Source organism: Enterobacter cloacae complex sp. IR53041 (genome assembly GCF_049238285.1).
GTDB lineage: Bacteria > Pseudomonadota > Gammaproteobacteria > Enterobacterales > Enterobacteriaceae > Enterobacter > Enterobacter roggenkampii.
Map to the genome: position 1 here is coordinate 85,524 of NZ_JBMKHB010000014.1, position 24,614 is coordinate 110,137.

The window sequence follows — 24,614 nt, forward strand, 5'->3', positions numbered from 1 at the left end:
CCAAATTTAACCAAGAAATAACTTCATTTCCGCCTCGCGGCGACGCGTCAGACCGGCCAATACCTTCCCGCCTGCCTTATTCCAGCTTTTGAACTGCAGTGCGGCACCCTGAACATCGCCCGCGTTGAATTTTTTTAGCAGCGTTGATTTCTTTAAATTGCCAACGCCGAGGTTGAAGGCGAAGGAAACCAGCGCGTCGAATTGCGCCTGCGTTGCTGGCTGGTTCAGCAGCTTTTTCACGCCGTCCTCGGTGCGTTTCAGATCTTTGCGCAGCAGATCTTTGGCTTCGCCGGTAGTAATTTTGGTGAGCTTTTCCATCTCCTCTTTGAGGATCAAATGGCCATAGCCGATGGTCCATAAACCTACGGCATCGCGATAACGCTCCAGCTTCAGTCCTTCAAACTGGCAAATCAGCTGAATACCCTTGTCACCTGTACGTTCTGGTTGTGTGTGCATTACGGAGTCTCCTCTGCTTTCGGACGGGGAATCACCTTGTTGGTGTATTCGTCAATCAAGCGCATAACGCTTTCCGGTGGCTCAAGCGCGGTAAACTGCATCTCCACATCGACGTGGCGGCTGTCACGCCCGCCTTTGTTATCGCTGGAAGGCGAAAGGCTGACATGAAAGCGACCAAATTCGTTTTCACCGGACTGGCGGGAAGGTGCCTGCATGCCTTCCGTACGGATCGTCAGGTTGACCTTCATTTTCTCCAGCATCAGTCCGCGCGGCGTTGAAAGTGCGACCAAGGGCAGGTCAAAGTAGTGCTTTTCATCCAGTGCCAGCTGTACCGTGCGTGGAACCAACGAACCGTCCTCAGCAGGTTCGAAAAAGGGATCCAGCGCTTTCATATACTGCTGAGCAATCAGTTCGTTGGCTGCCGTGGCCGCGTACTGCATCCCGCGCGTGATATCTTCAAGCGAGATCGGCACGCCGGGAATATCGGCTGGCGGCGTAGGGGGCGTGTTTTCCTGTACCGGCGGCGTGCCTTCATCCTCTTTGTCCGTCCTGTTTTCCGGCTCTTCATCCTTGCCGCCGCGCAGCCATTTTTTAAAAGACATATTTCGCTCCTGGAAAAAGGGCTACCCGGGTAGCCCCTGCGTTACGGAATCGCACGTATGTCGCGGCGTGGAAGATTATTGCGCGGCGACAGGCTTGGTTTTGGCGTTGGTCAGATAGTCAATTACGCGCTGCAGAGCTTCTGGTGGCTCCTGGCGTTTGATCTGGGTATGAATGGAGTATTTCGCGCGTGTATCGGTCGAACGGGTCTGCTCCGATTTATGGGAGACCTTGCCGGTCATTTTGGCTTTAAAGACACCCCAGCCGACGGACGCTTCCACGGAGGCCTCCGCTTCGGTACTGCTGGAACTGGCTTCGCTCTGGCTCACTTCCAGCTCAAAGTCGATGGTGCCGTCTTCGATACAGATGATAGGGTGCGTGATCGCCGCCAGCAGCGGAATGCTCATCTTGCGGGTCACGCTGCCTTTGTTCACGCCTTGTTCGTCTACCACGGTTTCGTCGTAGTCGAACTCGATCGCGACGGCTTTGCCGTCTTTAATGCAGACAGAGAGCAGGAAGTCGGTATAGGACTTGCTCGCCTGAACCTGTGCTTTGATCATCGCCTGCAGCGGACCGCCGATCATATGCTCCAGCGGCAGGGCGTTAATAACTGAACCAATAAATTGTGAATCCATGATGTGAACTCCTTGAATCAGTGAATGCGCGGTTGCGCAGGAGTCACATTACGGAAAGCGAGAAGGGGAAAATATTGGGTAAATGTCATGGCTAAAGGACGCAAAAAACCTATGCCGATCGCAGGATAATCTTAAGGGGTGGTGTTGCGTGATATTCCGGTTTATTGTTGAAATCCCTGCCTCATCGAATTCCGGAGAACCATCGCGTGTTTCAGAAAGTTGACGCCTATGCCGGCGACCCTATCCTCTCCTTAATGGAGCGTTTCAAAGAAGATCCTCGCAGCGACAAAGTGAACCTCAGCATCGGTCTGTATTACAACGAGGATGGCATTATTCCTCAATTAAAAGCCGTTGCCGAAGCCGAAGCGCGTCTGAACGCGGTTCCACACGGCGCGTCTCTGTATCTGCCGATGGAAGGGCTAAACGCTTATCGCAACACCATTGCACCGCTGCTGTTCGGCGCCGATCACGCTGTGCTCGCGCAAAAACGCGTGGCGACTATCCAGACGCTGGGCGGCTCGGGTGCGCTGAAAGTCGGTGCAGACTTCCTGAAAAAATACTTCCCGGATTCAGGCGTGTGGGTCAGCGACCCGACGTGGGAAAACCACGTTGCGATCTTCGAGGGCGCGGGCTTTAAGGTGGCGACCTATCCGTGGTTCGACAGCGAAACGAACGGCGTGCGCGTTGACGCGCTGCTGGAAAAGCTGAACACGCTGCCAGCGCGCAGTATTGTGCTGCTGCACCCATGCTGCCATAACCCAACCGGGGCGGATCTCACCCATGCCCAGTGGGATGCGGTGATCGAGGTGCTGAAGACCCGTAACCTGATCCCGTTCCTCGACATTGCCTACCAGGGCTTTGGCGCGGGTATGGAAGAAGACGCCTATGCCATCCGTGCCGCTGCCAGCGCCGGGCTGCCTGTACTGGTGAGTAACTCCTTCTCTAAGATCTTCTCCCTGTACGGTGAACGCGTTGGTGGCCTGTCCGTGGTGTGTGAAGACGCCGAAGCGGCGGGCCGCGTGCTGGGCCAGCTGAAGGCGACGGTGCGCCGTATCTACTCCAGCCCGCCAAACTTTGGTGCTCAGGTGGTGGCGACGGTTCTCGGTGACGAAACGCTGAAAGCCTCCTGGCTTGCCGAAGTGGAAGCGATGCGTAAGCGCATCCTGTCGATGCGTCAGGCGCTGGTTAACGTCCTGAAAGAGGCCGTGCCAGGGCATAACTTTGATTATCTGCTCAAGCAGCGCGGGATGTTCAGCTATACCGGACTGAGCGCGGCACAGGTCGATCGCCTGCGCGAAGAGTTCGGTGTCTACCTGATCGCCAGCGGCCGTATGTGCGTGGCGGGCCTGAATGCCGGCAACGTACACCGCGTGGCGCAGGCGTTTGCAGCTGTGATGTAAGTACTCACTACTTTTTATCTCCCTCTCCCTGTGGGAGAGGGCTGGGGTGAGGGCATCAGGCCGCAGAAAATCTTGCCCGGTGGCGGCTGCGCCTTACCGGGCCTACATCACTCATCCACACTTTGTGATCGTCTTCTTTTTATTCCGCTTCATAAGCAAAAACTCCTTCCCTTCACCTCCCGCTGGGGTTAAGGTCGGATAGTTTTTTGACCATTCACTCAAAATAAAACGATAACAAGCTGAATATTCAGGGGAAAACATGCGCAAGATCACACTGGCGCTCAGCGCCGCCTGCTTATTGTTCTCACTTAATAGCGCCGTCGTCGCACGTGCCTCGGCGCCGACGCCGCTTTACACCGGCACCACCGCCGCCATGCTTGCCGAACAGGCGCCCATTCACTGGGTCTCCGTGGCCCAAATCGAAAACAGCCTGATGGGACGCGCGCCAATGGCCGTGGGCTTCGACATTGACGATACCGTGCTGTTCTCAAGCCCTGGCTTCTGGCGCGGCAAAAAAATGTATTCACCGGACAGCGAAGCGTATCTGAAGAATCCGGAGTTCTGGGAAAAAATGAATAACGGCTGGGACGAGTACAGCATCCCGAAAGAGGTCGCCCGGGCGCTTATTGCTATGCACGTTAAGCGCGGTGACAGCATTTACTTCGTCACCGGCCGTAGCCAGACTAAAACGGAAACCGTCTCCAGAACCCTGCAGGACGATTTCCAGATCCCGGCAGCCAACATGAACCCGGTCATCTTTGCGGGTGACAAAGAGGGGCAAAACACCAAAATCCAGTGGCTGGAAAAGAAAAACGTCAAAGTGTTTTATGGCGATTCGGATAACGACATTACCGCCGCACAGGATGCTGGTGCCAGAGGGATCAGGGTGTTACGCGCGTCTAACTCGACCTATCGACCCCTGCCGATGGCCGGAAAGTTTGGTGAAGAGGTGATCGTCAACTCGGAGTATTGAGCCCCTGGCGGCGAGTTTGACTCTTTTTTAATCAAATCTCGCTGCTGCGGGTTTTACCTTTCGCCTTCTTGCTGCACACTTAGAAAGATTCATCTTTCATCACGGAGCAGCCTATGTGGTACCAACAGACCCTGACCTTAAGCGCGAAGCCACGCGGATTTCACCTGGTGACGGATGAAGTCATCGGGCAACTCCGCGACCTGTCGCGCGTCAGAACGGGTTTGCTGCATCTGCTGCTTCAGCATACGTCTGCCTCACTGACGCTGAATGAAAATTGCGATCCTACCGTCCGGTCTGACATGGAACGGCATTTTCTGAAGAGCGTCCCGGATAGCGCCCCCTACGAGCATGACTATGAGGGGGCGGACGATATGCCTTCACATATTAAATCCTCTTTGCTGGGCGTATCGTTGATGCTGCCGGTCCACAACGGGCGGCTGCTGTTGGGAACGTGGCAGGGGATCTGGCTGGGAGAGCATCGCATTCACGGTGGTTCGCGTAAAATTATCGCCACGCTACAAGGGGAATAAAGATGACAATTTCGGAGATACTTCAGTACTGCATGAGCAAGCCCGGCGCGGAGCAGAGCGTCCATAGCGACTGGAAAGCCACGCAGGTTAAGGTGGGAGATGTGCTGTTTGCGATGGTGAAAGAGGTGGAGGGCCGTCCGGCGGCGTCGCTGAAAACCAGCCCTGAACTGGCCGATTTACTCCGTCAGCAGCATGATGACGTGAGGCCGAGCCAGCACCTCAATAAGGCGCACTGGAGCACCGTCTATCTGGATGGATCGATTCCAGGCTCGCAAATTTACTACCTGGTGGACGCGTCCTATCAGCAGGCGGTTGAGCTGCTGCCGGAAACGACCCGACAGCAACTCTCCGTGTGACAATTACAGCAACGGTTTAAGGAAGCGCGCGGTGTGCGAGGCTTCGCACTCTGCAACGGTCTCTGGCGTACCGGAGACGAGGATTTCACCGCCGCCGCTGCCACCTTCCGGGCCAAGATCGACAATCCAGTCCGCGGTTTTAATCACGTCCAGGTTATGCTCGATGACCACGATGGTGTTGCCCTGATCGCGCAGCTGATGCAGCACGTCCAGCAGCTGCTGGATATCAGCAAAGTGCAGACCGGTGGTCGGCTCATCCAGGATATACAGCGTCTGACCGGTGCCGCGTTTTGACAGCTCGCGCGCCAGCTTCACGCGCTGCGCTTCACCGCCGGACAGCGTCGTGGCGGACTGCCCCAGACGAATGTAGGTCAGGCCGACGTCCATCAGCGTCTGCAGCTTACGCGCCAGCGCAGGGACGGCGTCAAAGAACTCACGCGCCTCTTCGATGGTCATATCCAGCACTTCGTGGATGGTCTTGCCCTTGTACTTAATCTCCAGCGTTTCGCGGTTATAGCGCTTGCCTTTGCACTGGTCGCACGGCACGTAGATATCCGGCAGGAAGTGCATTTCAACCTTGATCACGCCGTCGCCCTGGCACGCTTCACAGCGGCCGCCGCGCACGTTAAAGCTGAAACGTCCCGGCGTGTAGCCGCGTGAACGCGCTTCCGGCACACCGGCAAACAGTTCACGTACGGGCGTGAAAACACCGGTATAGGTTGCCGGGTTAGAGCGTGGCGTACGGCCAATCGGGCTCTGGTCGATGTCGATAACCTTATCGAAATGCTCCAGCCCCTGAATGTCACGGTACGGTGCAGGTTCGGCCAGCGTCGCGCCGTTCAGCGCCGTCTGCGCAATCGGGAACAGCGTATCGTTGATCAGCGTCGACTTACCGGAACCGGACACGCCGGTAATGCAGGTAAACAGGCCCACCGGCAGCGTCAGGGTAACGTCTTTCAGGTTGTTGCCGCGCGCGCCGGTCAGCTTCAGCACTTTTTCCGGGTTCGCCGCCACGCGCTGTTTTGGTACTTCAATCTTGCGCTTGCCGCTCATGTACTGGCCGGTCAGCGACTCGGGCACCGCCATAATGTCCTTCAGCGTGCCTTCCGCCACCACCTGGCCGCCGTGGACGCCAGCGCCCGGGCCGATGTCGATCACGTGGTCTGCGGCGCGGATCGCGTCTTCGTCGTGCTCCACCACAATCACCGTGTTACCGAGGTTACGCAGGTGAACCAGGGTGCCGAGCAGACGTTCGTTATCGCGCTGGTGCAGGCCGATGGACGGCTCATCGAGCACGTACATCACGCCCACCAGGCCCGCACCAATCTGGCTCGCCAGACGAATACGCTGGGCTTCACCGCCGGAGAGCGTTTCTGCCGAGCGTGAAAGCGTCAGGTAGTTCAGGCCGACGTTCACCAGGAACTTCAGGCGATCGCCAATCTCTTTCAAGACTTTTTCAGCAATTTTGGCGCGCTGGCCGGACAGCTTCAGGTTATTGAAGAAGTCCATCGCGTGGCCGATGCTCATGTCTGAGATGGTCGGCAGCGCCGTATTTTCCACAAACACGTGGCGCGCTTCGCGACGCAGGCGCGTGCCCTCGCAGGTGGCGCAGGAGCGGTTGCTGATGAACTTCGCCAGTTCCTCGCGCACCGCGCTGGATTCGGTCTCTTTGTAGCGGCGCTCCATATTGTGCAGCACCCCTTCGAACGGGTGGCGACGCACGGAGGTATCGCCGCGATCGTTCATATACTTGAACTCAATGTTCTCTTTGCCAGAACCAAACAGGATCACTTTGTGTACGCTCGGGCTCAGGCTGGCCCACGGCGCTTCCACGTCGAACTTGTAGTGCTCCGCCAGCGACTTCAGCATCTGGAAGTAATAGAAGTTACGCTTGTCCCAGCCGCGAATGGCGCCACCCGCCAGCGACAGCTCCGGATTCTGGATCACGCGGTCCGGGTCGAAATACTGCTGGACGCCCAGACCGTCACACGTCGGGCAGGCGCCCGCCGGGTTGTTAAACGAGAACAGGCGCGGTTCCAGCTCGCGCATGCTGTAGCCGCAAATCGGGCAGGCAAAGTTGGCGGAGAAGAGCAGCTCTTCCGCCTGCGGGTCGTCCATGTCGGAAACCACGGCCGTGCCGCCGGAGAGCTCCAGCGCCGTTTCAAACGATTCTGCGAGACGCGTGGCGAGATCGTCACGCACCTTAAAGCGGTCAATCACCACCTCGATGGTGTGCTTCTTCTGCAGTTCCAGCTTGGGCGGGTCGGACAGGTCACACACTTCGCCGTCAATACGGGCGCGGATATAGCCCTGGCTTGCCAGGTTTTCCAGCGTTTTGGTGTGCTCACCCTTACGCTCTTTAATGATTGGCGCCAGCAGCATCAGGCGTTTGCCTTCCGGCTGAGACAGCACGTTATCCACCATCTGGCTCACGGTCTGTGCCGCCAGCGGGACGTCGTGGTCCGGGCAGCGCGGCTCACCCACGCGGGCATACAGCAGACGCAGGTAGTCATGAATTTCAGTAATGGTACCGACCGTGGAGCGCGGGTTATGCGACGTGGACTTCTGCTCGATAGAGATAGCAGGAGACAACCCTTCAATGTGGTCGACATCCGGTTTTTCCATCAGCGACAGGAACTGACGCGCGTACGCCGAGAGCGATTCAACGTAACGACGCTGTCCTTCGGCATACAGAGTGTCGAAAGCCAGTGAGGATTTGCCAGACCCCGAAAGCCCGGTCACGACAATGAGTTTGTCGCGAGGGATTATGAGGTTGATATTCTTGAGATTGTGGGTGCGGGCGCCCCGAACTTCGATCTTATCCATTCACCTTTCCCGGTTGGAACACGGATTGCCTGGTTTGTTTGAAGGACAAACGGCTGTCAGAAACGGCTAATTATGACACAATTTGACCTGTTTGAATATACAGTATTGGAATGCATTTTCTGATTCGCTGTGTAACAATGTCGAGTTGCGGGAGAACTCTGGAACGTGCTACGCAACTATCAAAGTGCAGCATGGAAATGGTACACTCGCGCGTTTACACTATTAAGAAACGTATTCAGGAGACACGAACATGGCCAGCAGAGGCGTAAACAAGGTGATTCTCGTCGGTAATCTGGGCCAGGACCCGGAAGTACGCTACATGCCGAGTGGTGGCGCAGTTGCCAACATTACGCTGGCTACTTCCGAATCCTGGCGTGATAAAGCGACCGGTGAGATGAAAGAGCAGACCGAATGGCACCGCGTTGTGCTGTTTGGCAAACTGGCAGAAGTGGCCGGTGAGTATCTGCGTAAAGGTTCTCAGGTCTATATCGAAGGCCAGCTGCGTACCCGCAAATGGACCGATCAGTCCGGTGCTGAGAAGTACACCACTGAAGTCGTGGTTAACGTCGGCGGCACCATGCAGATGCTGGGTGGCCGTCAGGGCGGTGGCGCACCAGCAGGTGGCGGCCAGCAGCAGGGCGGTTGGGGTCAGCCTCAGCAGCCGCAGGGTGGCAACCAGTTCAGCGGCGGCGCGCAGTCTCGCCCGCAGCAGCAGTCTGCTCCGGCGCCGTCTAACGAACCGCCAATGGATTTCGACGACGACATTCCGTTCTGATTTGTGCGTCCTTCAAACAAAAAACCCAGACATCGTCTGGGTTTTTTTATTCCATAAAGGGATCAGGTAATCACCATTGGCCAGTCTGGTGGCGTGTGGCTCATCGCTTCAACCATCACCACTTTGATATTTTCCCAGACGGCGGCGATATCCAGCAGGGTAATGCCAAGCAGCCCCGTTGCAAACCAACATGCTGCACCCAGCCCCAACAGCGTGCTGATGACAGCGAGACCCGCGTAGTCAGATTTACGAAACTGAATGTTCAGCGTGCTGGCCAAAAACATCAGTACCGCACTCAACAAAGGCCAGCGCAGGAGAACCATGCTGGTAGTAATGGTTGCCATAAACCCATCCTCTACAAAACAGACGACCTGAATGAAACGGTGTTTCTCGTTACAGAATATGTGTGAACTATATCACATTTGTTGATTTATTCGCCAGTGTCTGTGCGATCAAAAAACGGTTTTTATTCCTCAGGTAAAGAGTGTGTGCAGGCTGGCCCTGCCTTCGGCGCGCGAGGAGGCGCCCCCCAGCGTGCCGGAAACGTCCATCGGGCTAGTAGTGCTACCTCAAATTCGGTTTTTATAAGAGGGGGCTCAGTCGAATCATAAAATAGTGCGGCGAAGACTGATTATTTATAAATCAACGCACACAAAGCCCCACAGTAAATAGCATAAAACGTCATGATAAAGGTGCGCTTTTTTCATGCTGCCAGAAGTTTGGCTTAATCAACGATCGTCTGTTGTGTTATCTTCCCTCCGTCCTCGAGGGCTGGATAATTATTTTCCTTAATTGAAACGGAACGAATACTTACAGTTTCACTTACGGGAAAATATTATCGTCATAACGAAATTTAAGATTTTTAATACGAAAAGTCAGTTGCTAACTTCGCATGATTCATGCAACGTAATCACCTGTTTAACACAGCATCCGGCCTTCATTACTACAGGCGTACAACATGAAGGGATATAGGGCGGGAAATGAATCGTAGCGCGTGGCGCAAGATGCTCAGGATGGTAGGGATCATCATGGTAGTTATGCTGCCGGTGATGCTTGCGCTATGGTTTGCCCAGCTAAGAGCCGTGTCTGAAACAAGCGCCCAGCTACGGACATTTGCTGAACTGGCTTTAGACAAAACTGAGCTGGTTATACAACAGGTTGATCTGGCCCGGGACGAGGCAGAAAAATATCGGGGCGAGCTCTGTACCCCGGGACACCGTCAATATATGTTGAACGTTGTTCGTGGTCGCCTGTTTGTTGCCGATTTAATTTACGCTGAAGGTCAGAATTTTCTTTGTTCGACCGTTTTTACACCGGATCAACCCTACGCCATACCCGTCGCTGATTACACGCGAAAACCTGACGTCGCTATCTATTATTATCGCGACACCCCATTTTATACTGGCTATAAAATGACATATATGCAGCGCGGAAATTATGTAGTGGTCGTTAATCCACTTTCATACAGCGAAGTCATGTCCGCGGATCATTCTCTCTCGTGGGGGGTTTACGACACGGTAACCAATGCTTTCTTTTCCGTCAGTCAGAAAGCCAACGTTTCGTTATTAAATTCGCTGATTCGGGATAAGGAATCGGTATTTCAAAAAGATAACCGCTTTTATACGATCGTCACATCCCCCAAAAGACCGATTGCGGCCATCGTGTCGACATCGAATAAACGCTTTTATGAAACGCTTTATCATCAGGCGACATTAACGCTGCCGCTGGGCATGATCTGCAGCATTATTATTTTGCTGGTCTGGTCCCGTACTCATCGTGAGCTTAATTCGCCGGGGCGTTTACTGCATCGGGCGCTGAACAAACGCCAGCTTTGCGTGCACTATCAACCGATTATTGATATTAAGAACAACCGGTGTGTCGGCGCGGAGGCGTTGTTACGCTGGCCGGGTTTTAACGGGCAGGTGATGAGCCCGGCTGAGTTTATTCCGCTGGCTGAAAATGAGGGGATGAGCGAGCGGATTACGGATTACGTCGTTGAGGAAGTGTTCAGCGATTTGGGCCATTTCCTGGCCGAGCACCCGCATCTCTATATTTCGATTAACCTGTCGGCCACGGATTTCCACTCCTCGCGGCTGATCGCCATGATTTCTGAGAAGGCTCGCCACTACGCCGTCCGCGCGCAGCAAATCAAAATTGAAGTGACGGAACGCGGTTTTATCGATGTGCCTAAAACCACGCCGGTGATTCAGGCTTTCCGTCAGGCGGGGTATGAAGTGGCGATCGATGATTTCGGTACCGGCTATTCGAACCTGCACAACCTCTACTCGCTGAACGTCGATATTCTGAAAATCGACAAATCGTTTATCGATACCTTAACAACCAACAGCACCAGCCACCTGATTGCCGAGCATATTATCGAGATGGCGCAAAGCCTGCGGCTGAAAACCATTGCGGAAGGGGTCGAGACGGCAGAGCAGGTGAGCTGGCTGTTGAAGCGCGGCGTGCAGTTTTGTCAGGGATGGCACTTCGCGAAAGCGATGCCGCCCCAGGAATTTATGACCTGGCAGCAGCAACCTTTGCACTGAGAGTAATTAATTCAACTGGTGGCGATAGTCGCTCGGCGTGCGGTCAAACTCGCGGCGAAACACGCGGGAAAAGGTTTGTTGCGACACATAGCCAAGATCCATCGCGATATCAAAAATCGGCCGCTGCGTTGAGCGTAGCGCCTGCGCCGCCAGCAGCAGCCTGCGCTGACGAATGTACTCACCCAGCGTCTGATGCATGACCGTGCGGAACATTCTCTGTAAATACCATTTCGAATAGCCCGACTTTTTCGCGACCACATCAATGTTCAACGGTTGGTCGATATGATCGTCAATCCATTCAATAAGCGTCTGAATAATCTGCTGATGCGACATAAGGTTGCCCCTCTGTAGATACAACTTTCTCGGTTGATTCGTCGTTTTCTCTGCGGGGGAGTATAATTCCTCAAGTTAACTTGAGGTAAAGAGGTTTTATGGAAAAGAGATTGCCGCGCATTAAAGCGCTGTTAACCCCCGGCGAAGTGGCAAAGCGAAGCGGCGTTGCGGTATCTGCGCTCCACTTCTATGAAAGCAAAGGGTTAATTAAAAGCATCCGCAACGGCGGCAACCAGCGTCGCTATACCCGCGACGTGCTCCGCTACGTGGCGATTATCAAAATTGCGCAACGAATCGGCATTCCTCTGGCTACCATTGGCGAGGCATTTGGCGTGCTGCCGGAAGGGCATACGCTGAGCCCGAAAGAGTGGAAAGAGCTTTCATCCCAGTGGCGAGAAGAGCTGGACAGGCGTATCCATACGCTGGTCGCGCTGCGTGATGAGCTGGACGGTTGTATCGGCTGCGGCTGCCTGTCGCGCAGCGACTGCCCGTTGCGTAACCCCGGCGACAAACTGGGCGAGCAGGGGACGGGAGCGCGGTTGCTGGAAGAGGATTGAGCGTGCGTGTAGCCCATTCGCCGGGTGGCGCTTCGCTTACCCGGCCTACCAAACCGTCAAATGTAGGCCGGGTAAGGCGCAGCCGCCACCCGGCAAAACCCCACATACATAAAGAACTAAAGCGCCACAAAGGGCGCTTTAGTTTTTCCCGGTCTTTGTCTTTCTCTCTATCCCGCTGGTTCACGGGAGGGTTTCCCCCGACGTCAGCACCCCTCATGTCGAGCTGGTTGGGGAGGTTCCGGATTGTGCTGACACTTTAATTCTATGCAAGACCCGTTTTTTCGCCAGCGTCGCTGACCGGTTTTTAGCCGAATTTTTTTCGCGGTGTTGTTCGATTTTCTATAGTTAAAAAGTATGAATAACAGGAGAAAACCATGCTCACGGTACACCACCTTAACCAGTCGCGTTCGCACCGCGTGATCTGGGCGCTGGAAGAACTCGGTCTGCCTTATGAGATCGTTCACTATCAGCGCGAAAAGAACATGCTTGCGCCGGAGGCTCTCAAAAAGGTGCATCCGTTGGGCAAATCGCCGGTCATCGAAGATAACGGGCTGATCCTCGCGGAGTCTGGCGCCATTCTGGAGTATCTGCAGGAAACATACGATGCCGAGTCGCGGCTTAAGCCTTTAGATCCGGCGCATAAGGTGCAGTATCGCTTCTGGCTGCACTACGCGGAAGGATCGCTGATGCCGCTGCTGCTAATGAAGCTGGTCTTCAGCAGTCTCGGCAAGCCGCCGGTGCCGTTTGGTATCCGAACCCTGGGCAAAGCGCTTGGGCAGGGGGTGCAGAAAGCGTACCTTAACCGCCAGCTGGAAACCCATGCGCGCTTTATTGAGTCGCACCTTGCTAAAAACAGCTGGTTTGCCGGGGATTCGCTCAGCATGGCCGACATTCAAATGAGCTTCCCGATCTTTGCCCTGCTGGCGCGCGGCGGTATCGACAACCTGCCGCATAGTCAGGCATGGAAAACGAAAGTTGAAAACAGCCCCGGCTGGCAACGAACCCTGGCACAAGGGGGACCGTTATCCATTCCGGGTGAGGATTGAAATGTAAACAAATTGCGCATGGACGATAACGTTTGCGCATCCTCTGTTTATTTCTTCAGCGTCATAAGGGAATTTTAGCGAAAAACGATAAAGTTCAGTTGAAAAGGGCGGGGATTAGGCTAGATAATCGTTTGCCTTAATTTGACCACCCGTTTGTAAGCGCGGAGCTAAACGTTTGCTTTTTCTGTGACGCCCTTTCGTCGCAAACGCAACACAAGGATTTGACGTTTAGCTGGCAGTGGCGTCTCCACCTCGCTTACGGACTTCCTAAAAAACTCTCAGGGGATGTTTTCTATGTCTACGCCATCTGCGCGTACTGGCGGTTCACTTGACGCCATGTTTAAAATTTCGGCCCGCGGCAGCACCGTGCGCCAGGAAATCGTTGCCGGTTTGACAACGTTTCTGGCGATGGTTTATTCCGTCATCGTTGTGCCGGGTATGCTGGGCAAAGCGGGCTTCCCGCCAGCGGCTGTCTTTGTGGCGACCTGCCTTGTGGCCGGCGTGGGCTCTATCGTGATGGGCCTGTGGGCGAACCTGCCGCTGGCGATTGGTTGCGCCATCTCCCTGACCGCGTTTACCGCGTTCAGCCTGGTGCTGGGCCAGCACATCAGCGTACCGGTTGCGCTTGGCGCCGTGTTCCTGATGGGTGTGCTGTTTACCGTTATTTCAGCGACCGGCATCCGTAGCTGGATCTTGCGCAACCTGCCGCAGGGCGTGGCGCACGGTACCGGCATCGGCATCGGCCTGTTCCTGCTGCTGATCGCCGCCAATGGCGTCGGTCTGGTTATCAAGAACCCGCTGGACGGCCTGCCGGTTGCGCTGGGCCACTTCGCCAGCTTCCCGGTGATCATGTCGCTGATCGGCCTGGCGGTGATTATCGGTCTGGAAAAACTGAAAGTCCCGGGCGGCATTCTGCTGACTATTATCGGCGTGTCCATTGTGGGCCTGATTTTCGATCCGAACGTCCACTTCTCCGGCATTTTCGCCATGCCGTCGCTGAGCGATGACAAAGGCAACTCCCTGATTGGCAGCCTCGATATCGTTGGCGCGCTCAACCCGGTGATCCTGCCAAGCGTGCTGGCGCTGGTGATGACCGCCGTGTTTGACGCGACCGGTACCATTCGTGCGGTGGCCGGTCAGGCGAACCTGCTGGATAAAGACGGTCAGATTATTGACGGCGGCAAAGCGCTGACTACGGACTCCCTGAGCAGCGTCTTCTCGGGCCTGGTGGGTGCAGCGCCTGCGGCGGTGTACATCGAGTCCGCAGCGGGTACGGCGGCGGGCGGTAAAACCGGCCTGACGGCGATCACCGTGGGCGTGCTGTTCATGCTGATCCTGTTCCTCTCCCCGCTCTCCTATCTGGTTCCGGCGTACGCGACCGCGCCAGCGCTGATGTACGTTGGCCTGCTGATGCTGAGCAACGTGGCGAAAATCGACTTTGCGGATTTCGTTGACGCGATGTCTGGCCTGATTACCGCGGTCTTCATCGTACTGACCTGTAACATCGTGACCGGCATTATGATCGGCTTCGCGTCGCTGGTGATTGGTCGTCTGGTCTCCGGTGAATGGCGCAAGCTCAACGTTGGCACCGTTGTGATTGCCGTTGCGCTGGTGGCGTTTTACGCGGGCGGCTGGGCAATCTGAGTTGTCCTTTGATGCGAAAACGGGTGGCTCAGGCCGCCCGTTTTTATTTTCAGGACTCATCCTGTTGCCTTTTGCGTTACTCTGGGGAAGATAGAATAAAAGGCACGACGCCTTCCGGAGTACATAAGCAACACAGCAAACAGGGAACGCATGGAAATCTTCTTCACAATACTCATCATGACCCTTGTGGTCTCGCTATCCGGGGTGGTTACACGCGTACTGCCCTTTCAGGTCCCCCTGCCATTAATGCAAATTGCCATCGGCGCGCTGCTGGCGTGGCCGACGTTTGGCCTGCACGTGGAATTTGACCCCGAACTGTTCCTCGTGCTGTTCATCCCGCCACTGCTGTTTGCCGATGGCTGGAAAACGCCCACGCGCGAGTTCCTTGAGCACGGGCGAGAGATCTTCGGCCTGGCGCTTGCGCTGGTGGTGGTTACCGTCGTCGGGATTGGTTTCCTGATCTACTGGACGGTACCGGGTATCCCGTTAATTCCTGCCTTTGCGCTGGCCGCCGTGCTGTCGCCAACCGATGCCGTGGCGCTGTCCGGCATTGTGGGCGAAGGCCGCATTCCGAAGAAAATCATGGGGATTTTACAGGGTGAGGCGCTGATGAATGACGCCTCCGGCCTGGTTGCCCTGAAGTTTGCCGTGGCCGTTGCGATGGGCACGATGGTCTTTACCGTCGGCGGCGCGACGCTGGAGTTCTTTAAGGTAGCCATCGGCGGTATTCTCGCGGGCTTCGTGGTGAGCTGGCTGTACGGCCGCTCATTGCGCTTCCTCAGCCGCTGGGGCGGCGATGAACCCGCGACGCAGATCGTGCTGCTGTTCCTGCTGCCGTTCGCCTCTTATCTGATTGCCGAACATATCGGCGTGTCGGGCATTCTGGCGGCAGTGGCGGCAGGGATGACCATTACCCGCTCCGGCGTGATGCGCCGCGCGCCGCTGGCTATGCGTCTGCGTGCCAACAGCACCTGGGCCATGCTGGAGTTTGTCTTTAACGGCATGGTGTTCCTGCTGTTGGGCCTGCAGCTGCCGGGCATTATGGAATCCTCGCTGGTGGCGGCCGAAGCCGATCCGAACGTTGAAGTCTGGATGCTGTTTACCGACATCGTGCTGATCTACCTGGCGCTGATGCTGGTGCGTTTCGGCTGGCTGTGGACGATGAAAAACTTCAGCGTCCGCTTCCTGAAGAAAAAGCCGATGGAGTTTGGTTCGTGGACAACGCGTGAACTGCTGATTGCCTCTTTTGCGGGCGTACGCGGGGCGATAACCCTTGCCGGTGTCCTCTCCATTCCGCTGCTGCTGCCGACGGGCGACGTCTTCCCGGCGCGTTACGAGCTGGTGTTCCTGGCGGCGGGCGTCATTCTGTTCTCACTGTTTGTCGGCGTGATTATGCTGCCGATTTTACTCCAGCATATTGATGTCGGTGATTCGACCCAGCAGCACAAGGAAGAGCGTATTGCGCGTGCAGCGACCGCCGAAGTGGCGATTGTCGCCATCCAGAAAATGGAAGAGCGTCTGGCCGCGGATGCGGAAGAGAACATCGATAATCAGCTGCTGACGGAAGTGAGTTCCCGCGTAATTGGTAATCTTCGCCGCCGCGCGGACGGGCGTAACGATGTGGAAAGCTCGCTGCAGGAGGAGAACCTGGAACGCCGGTTCCGTCTGGCAGCGCTGCGCTCAGAGCGTGCCGAACTGTATCACCTGCGCGCCACGCGCCAGATCAGCAACGAGACGCTGCAAAAACTGCTGCACGATCTGGACCTGCTGGAAGCGCTGCTGATAGAGAATCAGTAGCGCGCTTTTGCCCGGTGGCGCTGCGCTTACCGGGCCTACATTTGAACCGTAGGCCGGGTAAGGCGAAGCCGCCACCCGGCACTATTCAGACCGCACCCAAAACCCCTCACAACACTGCAGCCACGCCTGCGCGCTCTGCGACAAATAGACCCCTTCACGCCAGATCATCCCTAACTGCCAGTGCAGATCGCTCTCCAGTGGGATCCAGCGCAGCGTGTTTTTATCCAGACGCTCGCAAATCGGCTGCGGCAGAATGGCAATCCCCACGCCGGCCTGCACCATCGCTGCCAGGAAATCCCACTGTCCGCTGCGTACCGCAATGCGCGGCTTGACGTTATGCTGGTTAAACAGCGTCATCAGCTGGCGGCTGAGGGCGAAGTCTTCGTTGTAGATCAGCAGAGGGTGCTCGCCGAGCAGTTCAGGCTTCACCGACTCCCTCTTTAGCCAGTCGCCGGAGCGGGGCACCAGCACGCACAGCGGGTGGCTAAAGAGCGGAAGCGTCGCCAGGCCGCTCTCTTCCTCAACGGGGAGGGCGGTCATTGCCACATCGAGCTCGCCGTTAGTGACCGCCTGCTGGACGGTTAACCCACCAAACTCCGAAATCTTCAGCTCTACGCCGGGATAACGCTGGCGAAACAGGCTAATCGGCCCGGCCATCATCATGCCGACCATCGGGGGAATGCCGAGGCGAAGCACCCCTTTGGTCAGATGATTAATATCGTCCAGCTCTGCTTCCAGCTGGCGGAACTCCGCCAGAATCGCCAGCCCGCGTTCGAACACCACGCGTCCGGTGTCGGTCAGCAGCAGCTTGCGCCCGTCGCGGATCAGCAGGGTACAGTTCAGTTCATCTTCGAGGTTTTTCAGCATTTTGCTGATGGTGGGCTGGGTAACAAACAACTTCTCCGCTGCGCGGGTAAAACTTTGCTGACGAACCACTTCGACAAAATAGCGCAGCGTTCTTATGTCCATGATTATTCCTCGAAACTATACCTTTGATGATTTTAATTCATTTCAGTCCACACCGTGCGCTCACTATACTGGCGCCTCGTCTCATTTTTGAGGAAAACCCCCATGGCCGTGGCGTTAAGCCGTGTTACGCCTGCCGTTGTACAACGACTCCAGGTCCCGGTTCAGGTACTGCTCTACGCGGGACTGTTTGTTTTCGCCGAATATCTTGTCGGCTGGCTCCACCTGCCGTTGCCTGCCAACCTGGTGGGGATGCTGTTGATGCTGACGCTCATCCTCTGTCGCGTGATCCCCCTTAACTGGGTGCGCGCCGGGGCGCGCTGGCTGCTGGCGGAGATGCTGCTGTTCTTTGTCCCTGCCGTGGTGGCGGTGGTGAACTATGCGCAACTGCTGATGGTGGACGGCTGGCGAATCTTTGCGGTGATCGCGCTGAGTACGTTGATGGTGCTGGGGGCGACCGCCTGGGTCGTGGATAAAGTCTACCGGTTTGAAATCAGCAGGCACAAACATGACTAACTTTCAGATCAGCGTCTTGTGCCTGATCGCGACGCTCGGGATCTACTTCGCCAACAAGCGGCTGTATCGCCGGTTTCATGCGCTGCCGCTGATGCCGCTGGTCTTCACGCCGATCCTGCTGGTGCTGATGCTGGTCTTCGGCCACATTTCCTGGCAGAACTACATTGGTGAGTCCCACTGGCTGCTGTGGCTGCTCGGCCCGGCGACCATCGCCTTTGCCGTGCCCGTTTATGACAACCTGGCGATTATCAGGCGCCATTGGATGTCGCTCAGCGCAGGCGTGATCACCGCCACGGTGGTCGCGGTCTGTAGCTCCGTCTGGCTGGCGAGACTGTTTACGCTGCCCGATGAAATTCAACGCAGCCTGGCCGTGCGCTCGGTGACCACGCCGTTTGCGCTGGCGGCGGCTAAACCCCTCGGCGGACAGCCGGATCTGGTGGCGCTGTTTGTGGTGGTGACGGGCGTCTTCGGGATGGCAGTGGGCGATATGCTCTTTCTGCGGCTTTCTATTCGGGAAGGAATGGCCAAAGGCGCGGGATTTGGCGCGGCGTCGCACGGCGCGGGCACGGCACGTTCCTATGAGCTGGGCCAGCAGGAGGGCGTTGTCGCGAGCCTGGTGATGATGCTGTCGGGCGTGGTGATGGTGCTGGTTGCGCCGCTGGTGGCGTGGGTGATGTTTTAAGCTCCCCGACCAGAATGGCCGGGGAGAAAGGTTTAGTGCGCGCGGCCCTGCTCAACGCCAAGACCGGTTTGTGAACGAATAAACTGGGCGCGGAATTTCTCGCGCTCCAGGTTACCCTCCGGCGAATTGTCGGTGGCCGAGAAGACCCAGATACCGATAAACGCCACGGCAATGGAGAACAGCGCCGGGTATTCATACGGGAAGATGGCGCTGGCGTGACCGAGGATCTGCACCCAGATCGTCGGGCCCAGAATCATCAGGATCACCGCCGTCAGCAGCCCCAGCCAGCCGCCAATCATCGCGCCACGGGTGGTCAGTTTCGACCAGTACATGGAGAGCAGGATAATCGGGAAGTTACAGCTTGCCGCGATGGAGAAGGCCAGCCCCACCATAAAGGCGATGTTTTGCTTCTCGAACAGAATGCCCAGCAGGATCGCCACAACGCCCAGCACCAGCACGGTGATTTTGGAGACCTTCAGCTCATCGCGCTCGCTCGCGCCTTTGCGGAAGACGTTGGCGTAGAGGTCATGCGAAACCGCCGACGCCCCAGCCAGCGTTAAACCCGCAACCACCGCAAGAATGGTGGCGAAGGCGACGGCAGAGATAAAGCCGAGGAACAGGTTGCCGCCCACCGCGTCGGCCAGATGTACCGCCGCCATGTTATTGCCGCCAATCAGCGCGCCCGCGGCATCTTTAAACGCCGGGTTTGCCCCCACCAGCATGATTGCGCCAAAGCCGATGATAAAGGTCAGGATATAGAAGTAGCCCATGAAGCCGGTAGCGTAGAAGACGCTCTTGCGCGCTTCACGCGCATCGCTCACGGTGAAGAAGCGCATCAGAATGTGCGGTAGACCTGCGGTACCAAACATCAGGCCCAGACCGAGCGACAGGGCAGAAATCGGGTCTTTCACCAGCCCGCCCGGGCTCATAATGGCTTCCCCTTTCGGGTGGACCGCCATGGCTTCGGTAAACAGGTTATTGAAGCTGAACCCAACGTGCTTCATCACCATAAAGGCCATAAAGCTGGCGCCGAACAGCAGCAGGACGGCTTTGATGATTTGCACCCAGGTGGTCGCCAGCATGCCGCCGAACAGGACGTACATCACCATCAGCACGCCCACCAGCACCACCGCGATGTGGTAGTTCAGGCCGAACAGCAGCTCGATCAATTTACCCGCGCCCACCATCTGCGCGATCAGATACAGCGCCACCACCACCAGCGAACCGCAGGCGGAGAGGGTGCGAATTGGCCCCTGCTTCAGGCGATACGAGGCCACGTCGGCGAAGGTATAGCGGCCCAGGTTGCGCAGGCGCTCGGCAATCAGGAACAGAATGATCGGCCAGCCGACGAGGAAGCCGAGGGAGTAAATCAGGCCGTCATAGCCGGAGGTGTAGACCAGCGCGGAGATCCCGAGGAACGAGGCGGCGGACATAAAGTCACCCGCAATCGCCAGGCCGTTCTGGAAGCCGGTAATGTTGCCGCCTGCGGTGTAGTAGTCGTTACGGGAGCGCACGCGTTTTGACGCCCAGTATGTAATGTACAGCGTCAGCACCACGAAAATCAGGAACATGATAATCGCCTGCCAGTTGGTTGGCTGGCGCTGTACCTCGCCGGTAATGGCATCCGCCGCGTGGGCGGCAAAGGGAAGTGTGGCGGCTAGCGCCGTCAGGACTCGCTTCATGATGCTTTTACCTCTTGCAGTACCGCTTTATTAAGACGATCGAATTCACCGTTCGCGCGCCAGACGTAGACGCCGGTGAGCACAAATGAAATCACAATCACGCCAATGCCAATGGGAATACCGCGCGTCACGCTGGTCCCCTCGTGTAACGGGGTGCCCAGCCAGTGCGGCGCAAAGGCGATCAGCAGAATAAAGCCGACATAGATAATCAGCATGATGATGGAAAGGGTGAAGGCAAACCGTTGCCGCTTATCGACGAGCTCCCTGTAGTGCGCACTATTCTCTATCTGCTGACAAATATGGTCATTCATCACAGAGTCTCCAAAGGTAAGGTTGGTTTGTTTTTATCCCCTCTCCCCTATGGGGAGAGGGTGAGGGGAGGAAGGTGCGGTCTGATGCCCTCACCCCGGCCCTCTCCCACGGGGAGAGGGAGAAAAGATTACGATGGCATTGCGATGGCCTGCTTCTCTTCGAGCAGTTTTTCCACCACGCCAGGATCCGCGAGCGTTGAGGTATCACCGAGGTTGCTGGTGTCCCCTGCCGCGATTTTGCGCAAGATACGGCGCATGATTTTGCCGGAGCGGGTTTTCGGCAGCGAGTCGGTCCAGTGCAGCACGTCCGGCGTGGCCAGCGGGCCAATCTCTTTACGCACCCAGTTGCGCACTTCGGTGTACAGCTCTGGCGACGGCTCTTCCCCGTGGTTCAGGGTGACGTAAGCGTAAATTGCCTGGCCCTTGATGTTGTGCGGAATGCCGACAACGGCGGCTTCGGCAATCTTCGGATGCGACACCAGCGCCGATTCAATCTCCGCGGTGCCCAGACGGTGGCCGGAGACGTTCAGCACGTCGTCCACGCGTCCGGTGATCCAGTAATAGCCATCTTCATCACGACGCGCGCCGTCGCCGCTGAAGTACATGTTTTTAAAGGTCGAGAAGTAGGTCTGCTCGAAGCGATCGTGATCGCCGAACAGGGTACGCGCCTGACCCGGCCACGAGTCCGTGATCACCAGGTTGCCTTCGGTGGCCCCTTCCAGTGGGTTGCCTTCGTTATCCACCAGCGCAGGCTGTACGCCGAAGAACGGACGCGTTGCCGAGCCCGCTTTCAGCTGCGTGGCGCCCGGCATCGGGGTGATCATAAAGCCGCCGGTTTCGGTCTGCCACCAGGTGTCCATGACCGGGCATTTCTCGTTGCCGATTTTCTTCCAGTACCACTCCCAGGCTTCCGGGTTAATGGGCTCACCCACGGAACCGAGGATGCGCAATGAAGAGCGGTCGGTGCCTTCGATGGCTTTGTCGCCTTCCGCCATTAAGGCGCGGATGGCCGTTGGTGCGGTGTAGAGAATGTTGACCTGGTGTTTGTCGACCACCTGGCACATACGCGCCGGGGTCGGCCAGTTCGGGACGCCTTCAAACATCAGCGTGGTGGCGCCACAGGCCAGCGGGCCGTACAGCAGGTAGCTGTGTCCGGTGACCCAGCCCACGTCGGCGGTACACCAGTAGATGTCGCCCGGGTGGTAGTCGAAGACGTATTTGAAGGTAGTGGCCGCGTAGACCAGATAACCGCCGGTGGTGTGCAGCACGCCTTTCGGTTTGCCGGTTGAGCCAGAGGTGTAAAGAATGAAGAGCGGATCTTCCGCGTTCATCTCTTCCGGCTGATGCTGGTCGCTCGCCTTTTCAATCAGGTCGCTCCACCACAGGTCGCGCCCCTCGTGCCAGTCGATTTTGCCGCCGGTACGCTTGAGGACGATGACGTTGCTGACCGTGTTGACGTTCGGGTTTTTCAGCGCTTCGTCGACGTTTTTCTTCAGGGGGATACTGCGTCCTGCGCGCACGCCTTCATCGGCGGTGATCACCAGTTTTGAGCTTGAATCGACAATACGACCCGCAACCGCCTCTGGCGAGAACCCACCGAAAATAACGGAATGAATCGCGCCGATACGCGCACAGGCCAGCATGGCCACCGCCGCTTCCGGCACCATCGGCATATAGATAGCGACCACGTCGCCTTTTTTAATGCCTTTATCCAGCAGGACGTTGGCAAAGCGGCACACGTCGCGGTGCAGTTCTTTATAGGTAATGTGTTTGCTCTGCGAGGCATCATCGCCTTCCCAGATAATCGCCGTTTCGTTCCCGCGCGCGGCAAGGTGACGGTCCAGACAGTTTGCCGCCAGGTTCAGCGTGCCATCTTCATACCATTTAATGGAGACGTTACCGGGCGCAAAGGAGGTGTTCTTTACCTTCTGATAAGGTTTGATCCAGTCAAGGATATGGCCCTGCTCACCCCAGAAGGTGTCCGGGGCGGTGATAGATTGCTGATATTTCTCGTGGTACTGCTCCGGGTTGATCAGGCAACGGTCCGCAATGTTTGCGGGAATGTCATGTTTGTGTATTTGGCTCATGGCTTTTTTTCTCCTTGTAAGATGTTAATAATATGTCGCAAAAACGTTAATAGTAGGGGCTTTACAAGCTTTGTTTATTATTTGGGCGACAGATCACGCATTGTTTGAACAGGTTGAAAAATGAGCGAATGAAACTTTGAAGGAAAATAATTTATGCTGACGATTATTCACATTTATGTTTAAAAAAGGTTTTTTATAACAAAAGGTTATTTATTAGAATCAGGAGAAACTCCCGTCACAGACGCTTTTACGAGTGAAATGCGTCGTTCTTTAAGGCTTGCGCAACAGGCCGCGCAAATGATACTCATACGCCGCGTTAAAAAATCCCATAAATCGACGCAACACAATTCATACCCTTTCAGTATGTCCCCCTATTCATGCAGTTTGAGTGAATAAGGCGCTTCATTGAGGAAGTCAGTTTCTATGAAAAACGTTAAAGTCAGCCTGGCCTGGCAGATCTTAATCGCCCTTGTGCTGGGCATCCTGCTGGGCAGTTACCTCCACTATCACAGCGACAGCCGCGACTGGCTGATTGCGAACCTGCTTTCACCGGCAGGGGATATCTTTATTCACCTGATCAAGATGATCGTAGTACCGATTGTGATCTCGACGCTGGTGGTGGGTATTGCAGGCGTCGGCGATGCGAAGCAGTTAGGCCGTATTGGTGCGAAAACCATTATCTATTTCGAAGTGATCACTACGGTTGCGATCATTCTCGGTATCACCCTGGCGAACGTTTTCCAGCCGGGTTCCGGGATTGATATGTCGCAGCTGGCGACGGTGGATATTTCGAAATACCAAAGTACGACCGCTGACGTGCAAAGCCATGCACACGGCCTGATGGGCACGATCCTTTCTCTGGTGCCGACCAACATCGTGGCGTCGATGGCGAAGGGCGAGATGCTGCCTATTATCTTCTTCTCGGTCCTGTTTGGTCTGGGGCTCTCTTCACTGCCCGCGACGCACCGCGAACCGCTGGTGACCGTGTTCCGCTCGATCTCCGAAACCATGTTTAAAGTGACCCACATGGTGATGCGTTACGCGCCGGTAGGGGTGTTTGCGCTTATCGCCGTCACCGTGGCGAACTTCGGTTTTGCCTCCCTCTGGCCGCTGGCGAAGCTGGTGCTCCTGGTGCACTTTGCCATCCTGTTCTTTGCGCTGGTGGTGCTGGGAATTGTGGCGCGTCTGTGTGGGCTGAGCATCTGGATCCTGATTCGTATCCTGAAAGATGAGCTGATTCTGGCCTACTCCACGGCAAGCTCTGAAAGCGTGCTGCCGCGTATTATTGAGAAGATGGAAGCCTACGGTGCGCCAGCGTCGATCACCAGCTTCGTGGTGCCGACCGGTTACTCCTTTAACCTGGATGGTTCCACGCTCTACCAGAGTATCGCCGCTATCTTTATTGCGCAGCTGTACGGCATTGACCTGTCGCTGTGGCAGGAGATCGTCCTGGTGCTGACCCTGATGGTGACGTCTAAAGGTATCGCAGGCGTACCGGGCGTTTCGTTCGTGGTACTGCTGGCGACGCTGGGCAGCGTAGGCATTCCGCTGGAAGGCCTGGCCTTTATCGCGGGTGTGGACCGTATCCTCGACATGGCGCGTACGGCGCTGAACGTGGTGGGGAATGCGCTGGCGGTGCTGGTTATCGCCAAGTGGGAACACAAATTCGACCGTAAAAAGGCGCTGGCGTATGAACGCGAGGTGCTGGGTCGTTTTGATAAGACGGCTGACCAGTGATGTAAAAAGCCGGGTGGCGGCTTCGCCTTACCCGGCCTACACAAGCCGTAGGCCCGGTAAGCGCAGTGTATGACCGGATACATAGGTGACAGATCAGACCGGGAACATGGGTAACACTTTTAGTCTATCCGCACCACACTCTGGGTTTTTCGGTCGTAG

General features: G+C 56.3%; 23 protein-coding genes. 13 read left to right on the forward strand and 10 right to left on the reverse strand.

Annotated elements, in window-relative coordinates; translation table 11 throughout:
- Positions 1–6: 6 nt before the first annotated feature.
- From ACOTXF_RS12170 to ACOTXF_RS12180, 3 genes are all read right to left on the reverse strand, one after another.
- A complete protein-coding gene (locus tag ACOTXF_RS12170; protein WP_045335165.1) occupies positions 7–456 on the reverse strand; it encodes a lysozyme in 450 nt (149 codons plus the stop codon).
- On the reverse strand, positions 456–1,058 hold the full coding sequence (locus ACOTXF_RS12175) for a DUF2589 domain-containing protein (protein WP_045417716.1): 603 nt from the start codon (positions 1,056–1,058) through the stop codon (positions 456–458). The genes ACOTXF_RS12170 and ACOTXF_RS12175 overlap by 1 nt, the downstream gene beginning before the upstream one ends.
- A gap of 75 nt (positions 1,059–1,133) precedes the next feature.
- The gene (locus ACOTXF_RS12180) at positions 1,134–1,691 is read right to left on the reverse strand and encodes a DUF2589 domain-containing protein (RefSeq protein WP_045335167.1); all 558 of its coding nucleotides are present in this window, start codon (positions 1,689–1,691) and stop codon (positions 1,134–1,136) included.
- 206 nt (positions 1,692–1,897) lie between these two features.
- Here ACOTXF_RS12180 and tyrB point away from each other — a divergent pair, with 206 nt between their 5' ends.
- The 4 genes from tyrB (at position 1,898) to ACOTXF_RS12200 (ending at position 4,950) form a co-directional block, all read left to right on the forward strand.
- Positions 1,898–3,091, forward strand: a complete 1,194-nt coding sequence (tyrB, locus tag ACOTXF_RS12185) for an aromatic amino acid transaminase (RefSeq protein ID WP_045417710.1) — start codon at positions 1,898–1,900, stop codon at positions 3,089–3,091.
- Positions 3,092–3,350: 259 nt separating this feature from the next.
- Positions 3,351–4,064 carry an acid phosphatase AphA gene (gene aphA, locus ACOTXF_RS12190; protein ID WP_047745039.1) on the forward strand — a complete coding sequence of 238 codons (714 nt, stop codon included), beginning with the start codon at positions 3,351–3,353 and terminating at the stop codon, positions 4,062–4,064.
- 113 nt (positions 4,065–4,177) lie between these two features.
- Positions 4,178–4,594, forward strand: coding sequence for a secondary thiamine-phosphate synthase enzyme YjbQ (locus ACOTXF_RS12195; RefSeq protein WP_045417704.1), 417 nt, complete (start codon positions 4,178–4,180; stop codon positions 4,592–4,594).
- Between the two features lie 2 nt (positions 4,595–4,596).
- Complete coding sequence (locus ACOTXF_RS12200; RefSeq protein WP_008503382.1) at positions 4,597–4,950, forward strand: MmcQ/YjbR family DNA-binding protein; 354 nt, start codon at positions 4,597–4,599, stop codon at positions 4,948–4,950.
- A gap of 3 nt (positions 4,951–4,953) precedes the next feature.
- Here ACOTXF_RS12200 and uvrA read toward each other — a convergent pair whose 3' ends face one another.
- Entirely contained in the window at positions 4,954–7,776 is a 2,823-nt protein-coding gene (gene uvrA / locus ACOTXF_RS12205) for an excinuclease ABC subunit UvrA (RefSeq protein WP_047745038.1), read from the reverse strand.
- A gap of 250 nt (positions 7,777–8,026) precedes the next feature.
- Here uvrA and ssb1 point away from each other — a divergent pair, with 250 nt between their 5' ends.
- Positions 8,027–8,551 carry a single-stranded DNA-binding protein SSB1 gene (gene ssb1, locus ACOTXF_RS12210; protein WP_008503384.1) on the forward strand — a complete coding sequence of 175 codons (525 nt, stop codon included), beginning with the start codon at positions 8,027–8,029 and terminating at the stop codon, positions 8,549–8,551.
- 62 nt (positions 8,552–8,613) lie between these two features.
- Here the strand turns inward: ssb1 and ACOTXF_RS12215 are convergent, their stop codons facing one another.
- Positions 8,614–8,895, reverse strand: a complete 282-nt coding sequence (locus tag ACOTXF_RS12215; protein WP_008503385.1) for a YjcB family protein — start codon at positions 8,893–8,895, stop codon at positions 8,614–8,616.
- 636 nt (positions 8,896–9,531) lie between these two features.
- On the opposite strand from ACOTXF_RS12215, the gene ACOTXF_RS12220 reads away from it, so the two are divergent.
- Positions 9,532–11,097 (forward strand): EAL domain-containing protein, encoded by a 1,566-nt coding sequence (locus ACOTXF_RS12220; protein WP_232926932.1) that lies wholly within the window; start codon positions 9,532–9,534, stop codon positions 11,095–11,097.
- Between the two features lie 6 nt (positions 11,098–11,103).
- Here the strand turns inward: ACOTXF_RS12220 and soxS are convergent, their stop codons facing one another.
- A complete protein-coding gene (soxS, locus tag ACOTXF_RS12225; protein WP_008503387.1) occupies positions 11,104–11,430 on the reverse strand; it encodes a superoxide response transcriptional regulator SoxS in 327 nt (108 codons plus the stop codon).
- A 98-nt stretch (positions 11,431–11,528) separates the two neighbouring features.
- Here soxS and soxR point away from each other — a divergent pair, with 98 nt between their 5' ends.
- The 4 genes from soxR to ACOTXF_RS12245 all read left to right on the forward strand — a co-directional run bounded on the left by soxR (position 11,529) and on the right by ACOTXF_RS12245 (position 16,474).
- On the forward strand, positions 11,529–11,987 hold the full coding sequence (gene soxR / locus ACOTXF_RS12230; RefSeq protein ID WP_008503388.1) for a redox-sensitive transcriptional activator SoxR: 459 nt from the start codon (positions 11,529–11,531) through the stop codon (positions 11,985–11,987).
- A 374-nt stretch (positions 11,988–12,361) separates the two neighbouring features.
- Positions 12,362–13,033, forward strand: a complete 672-nt coding sequence (locus tag ACOTXF_RS12235; RefSeq protein WP_008503389.1) for a glutathione S-transferase family protein — start codon at positions 12,362–12,364, stop codon at positions 13,031–13,033.
- A 294-nt stretch (positions 13,034–13,327) separates the two neighbouring features.
- A complete protein-coding gene (gene ghxP / locus ACOTXF_RS12240) occupies positions 13,328–14,677 on the forward strand; it encodes a guanine/hypoxanthine transporter GhxP (RefSeq protein WP_008503390.1) in 1,350 nt (449 codons plus the stop codon).
- A gap of 150 nt (positions 14,678–14,827) precedes the next feature.
- Positions 14,828–16,474: a Na+/H+ antiporter gene (locus tag ACOTXF_RS12245; RefSeq protein WP_008503391.1), complete on the forward strand. Its 1,647-nt coding sequence runs from the start codon at positions 14,828–14,830 to the stop codon at positions 16,472–16,474.
- 81 nt (positions 16,475–16,555) lie between these two features.
- Here ACOTXF_RS12245 and ACOTXF_RS12250 read toward each other — a convergent pair whose 3' ends face one another.
- Entirely contained in the window at positions 16,556–17,443 is an 888-nt protein-coding gene (locus tag ACOTXF_RS12250) for a LysR family transcriptional regulator (protein WP_024906729.1), read from the reverse strand.
- A gap of 102 nt (positions 17,444–17,545) precedes the next feature.
- Here ACOTXF_RS12250 and ACOTXF_RS12255 point away from each other — a divergent pair, with 102 nt between their 5' ends.
- Both ACOTXF_RS12255 and ACOTXF_RS12260 read left to right on the forward strand, forming a co-directional pair.
- On the forward strand, positions 17,546–17,956 hold the full coding sequence (locus ACOTXF_RS12255; RefSeq protein WP_021242769.1) for a CidA/LrgA family protein: 411 nt from the start codon (positions 17,546–17,548) through the stop codon (positions 17,954–17,956).
- A complete protein-coding gene (locus ACOTXF_RS12260; RefSeq protein ID WP_045909180.1) occupies positions 17,949–18,638 on the forward strand; it encodes an LrgB family protein in 690 nt (229 codons plus the stop codon). The genes ACOTXF_RS12255 and ACOTXF_RS12260 overlap by 8 nt, the downstream gene beginning before the upstream one ends.
- 32 nt (positions 18,639–18,670) lie before the next feature.
- Here ACOTXF_RS12260 and actP read toward each other — a convergent pair whose 3' ends face one another.
- From actP to acs, 3 genes are all read right to left on the reverse strand, one after another.
- Entirely contained in the window at positions 18,671–20,320 is a 1,650-nt protein-coding gene (gene actP / locus ACOTXF_RS12265) for a cation/acetate symporter ActP (RefSeq protein WP_045909181.1), read from the reverse strand.
- Positions 20,317–20,631: a DUF485 domain-containing protein gene (locus ACOTXF_RS12270; protein ID WP_008503396.1), complete on the reverse strand. Its 315-nt coding sequence runs from the start codon at positions 20,629–20,631 to the stop codon at positions 20,317–20,319. The genes actP and ACOTXF_RS12270 overlap by 4 nt, the downstream gene beginning before the upstream one ends.
- 128 nt (positions 20,632–20,759) lie before the next feature.
- Positions 20,760–22,718: an acetate--CoA ligase gene (acs, locus tag ACOTXF_RS12275; RefSeq protein WP_047745036.1), complete on the reverse strand. Its 1,959-nt coding sequence runs from the start codon at positions 22,716–22,718 to the stop codon at positions 20,760–20,762.
- A gap of 423 nt (positions 22,719–23,141) precedes the next feature.
- Here acs and gltP point away from each other — a divergent pair, with 423 nt between their 5' ends.
- A complete protein-coding gene (gltP, locus tag ACOTXF_RS12280) occupies positions 23,142–24,455 on the forward strand; it encodes a glutamate/aspartate:proton symporter GltP (protein ID WP_008503398.1) in 1,314 nt (437 codons plus the stop codon).
- The last annotated feature ends 159 nt before the right edge of the window (positions 24,456–24,614 follow it).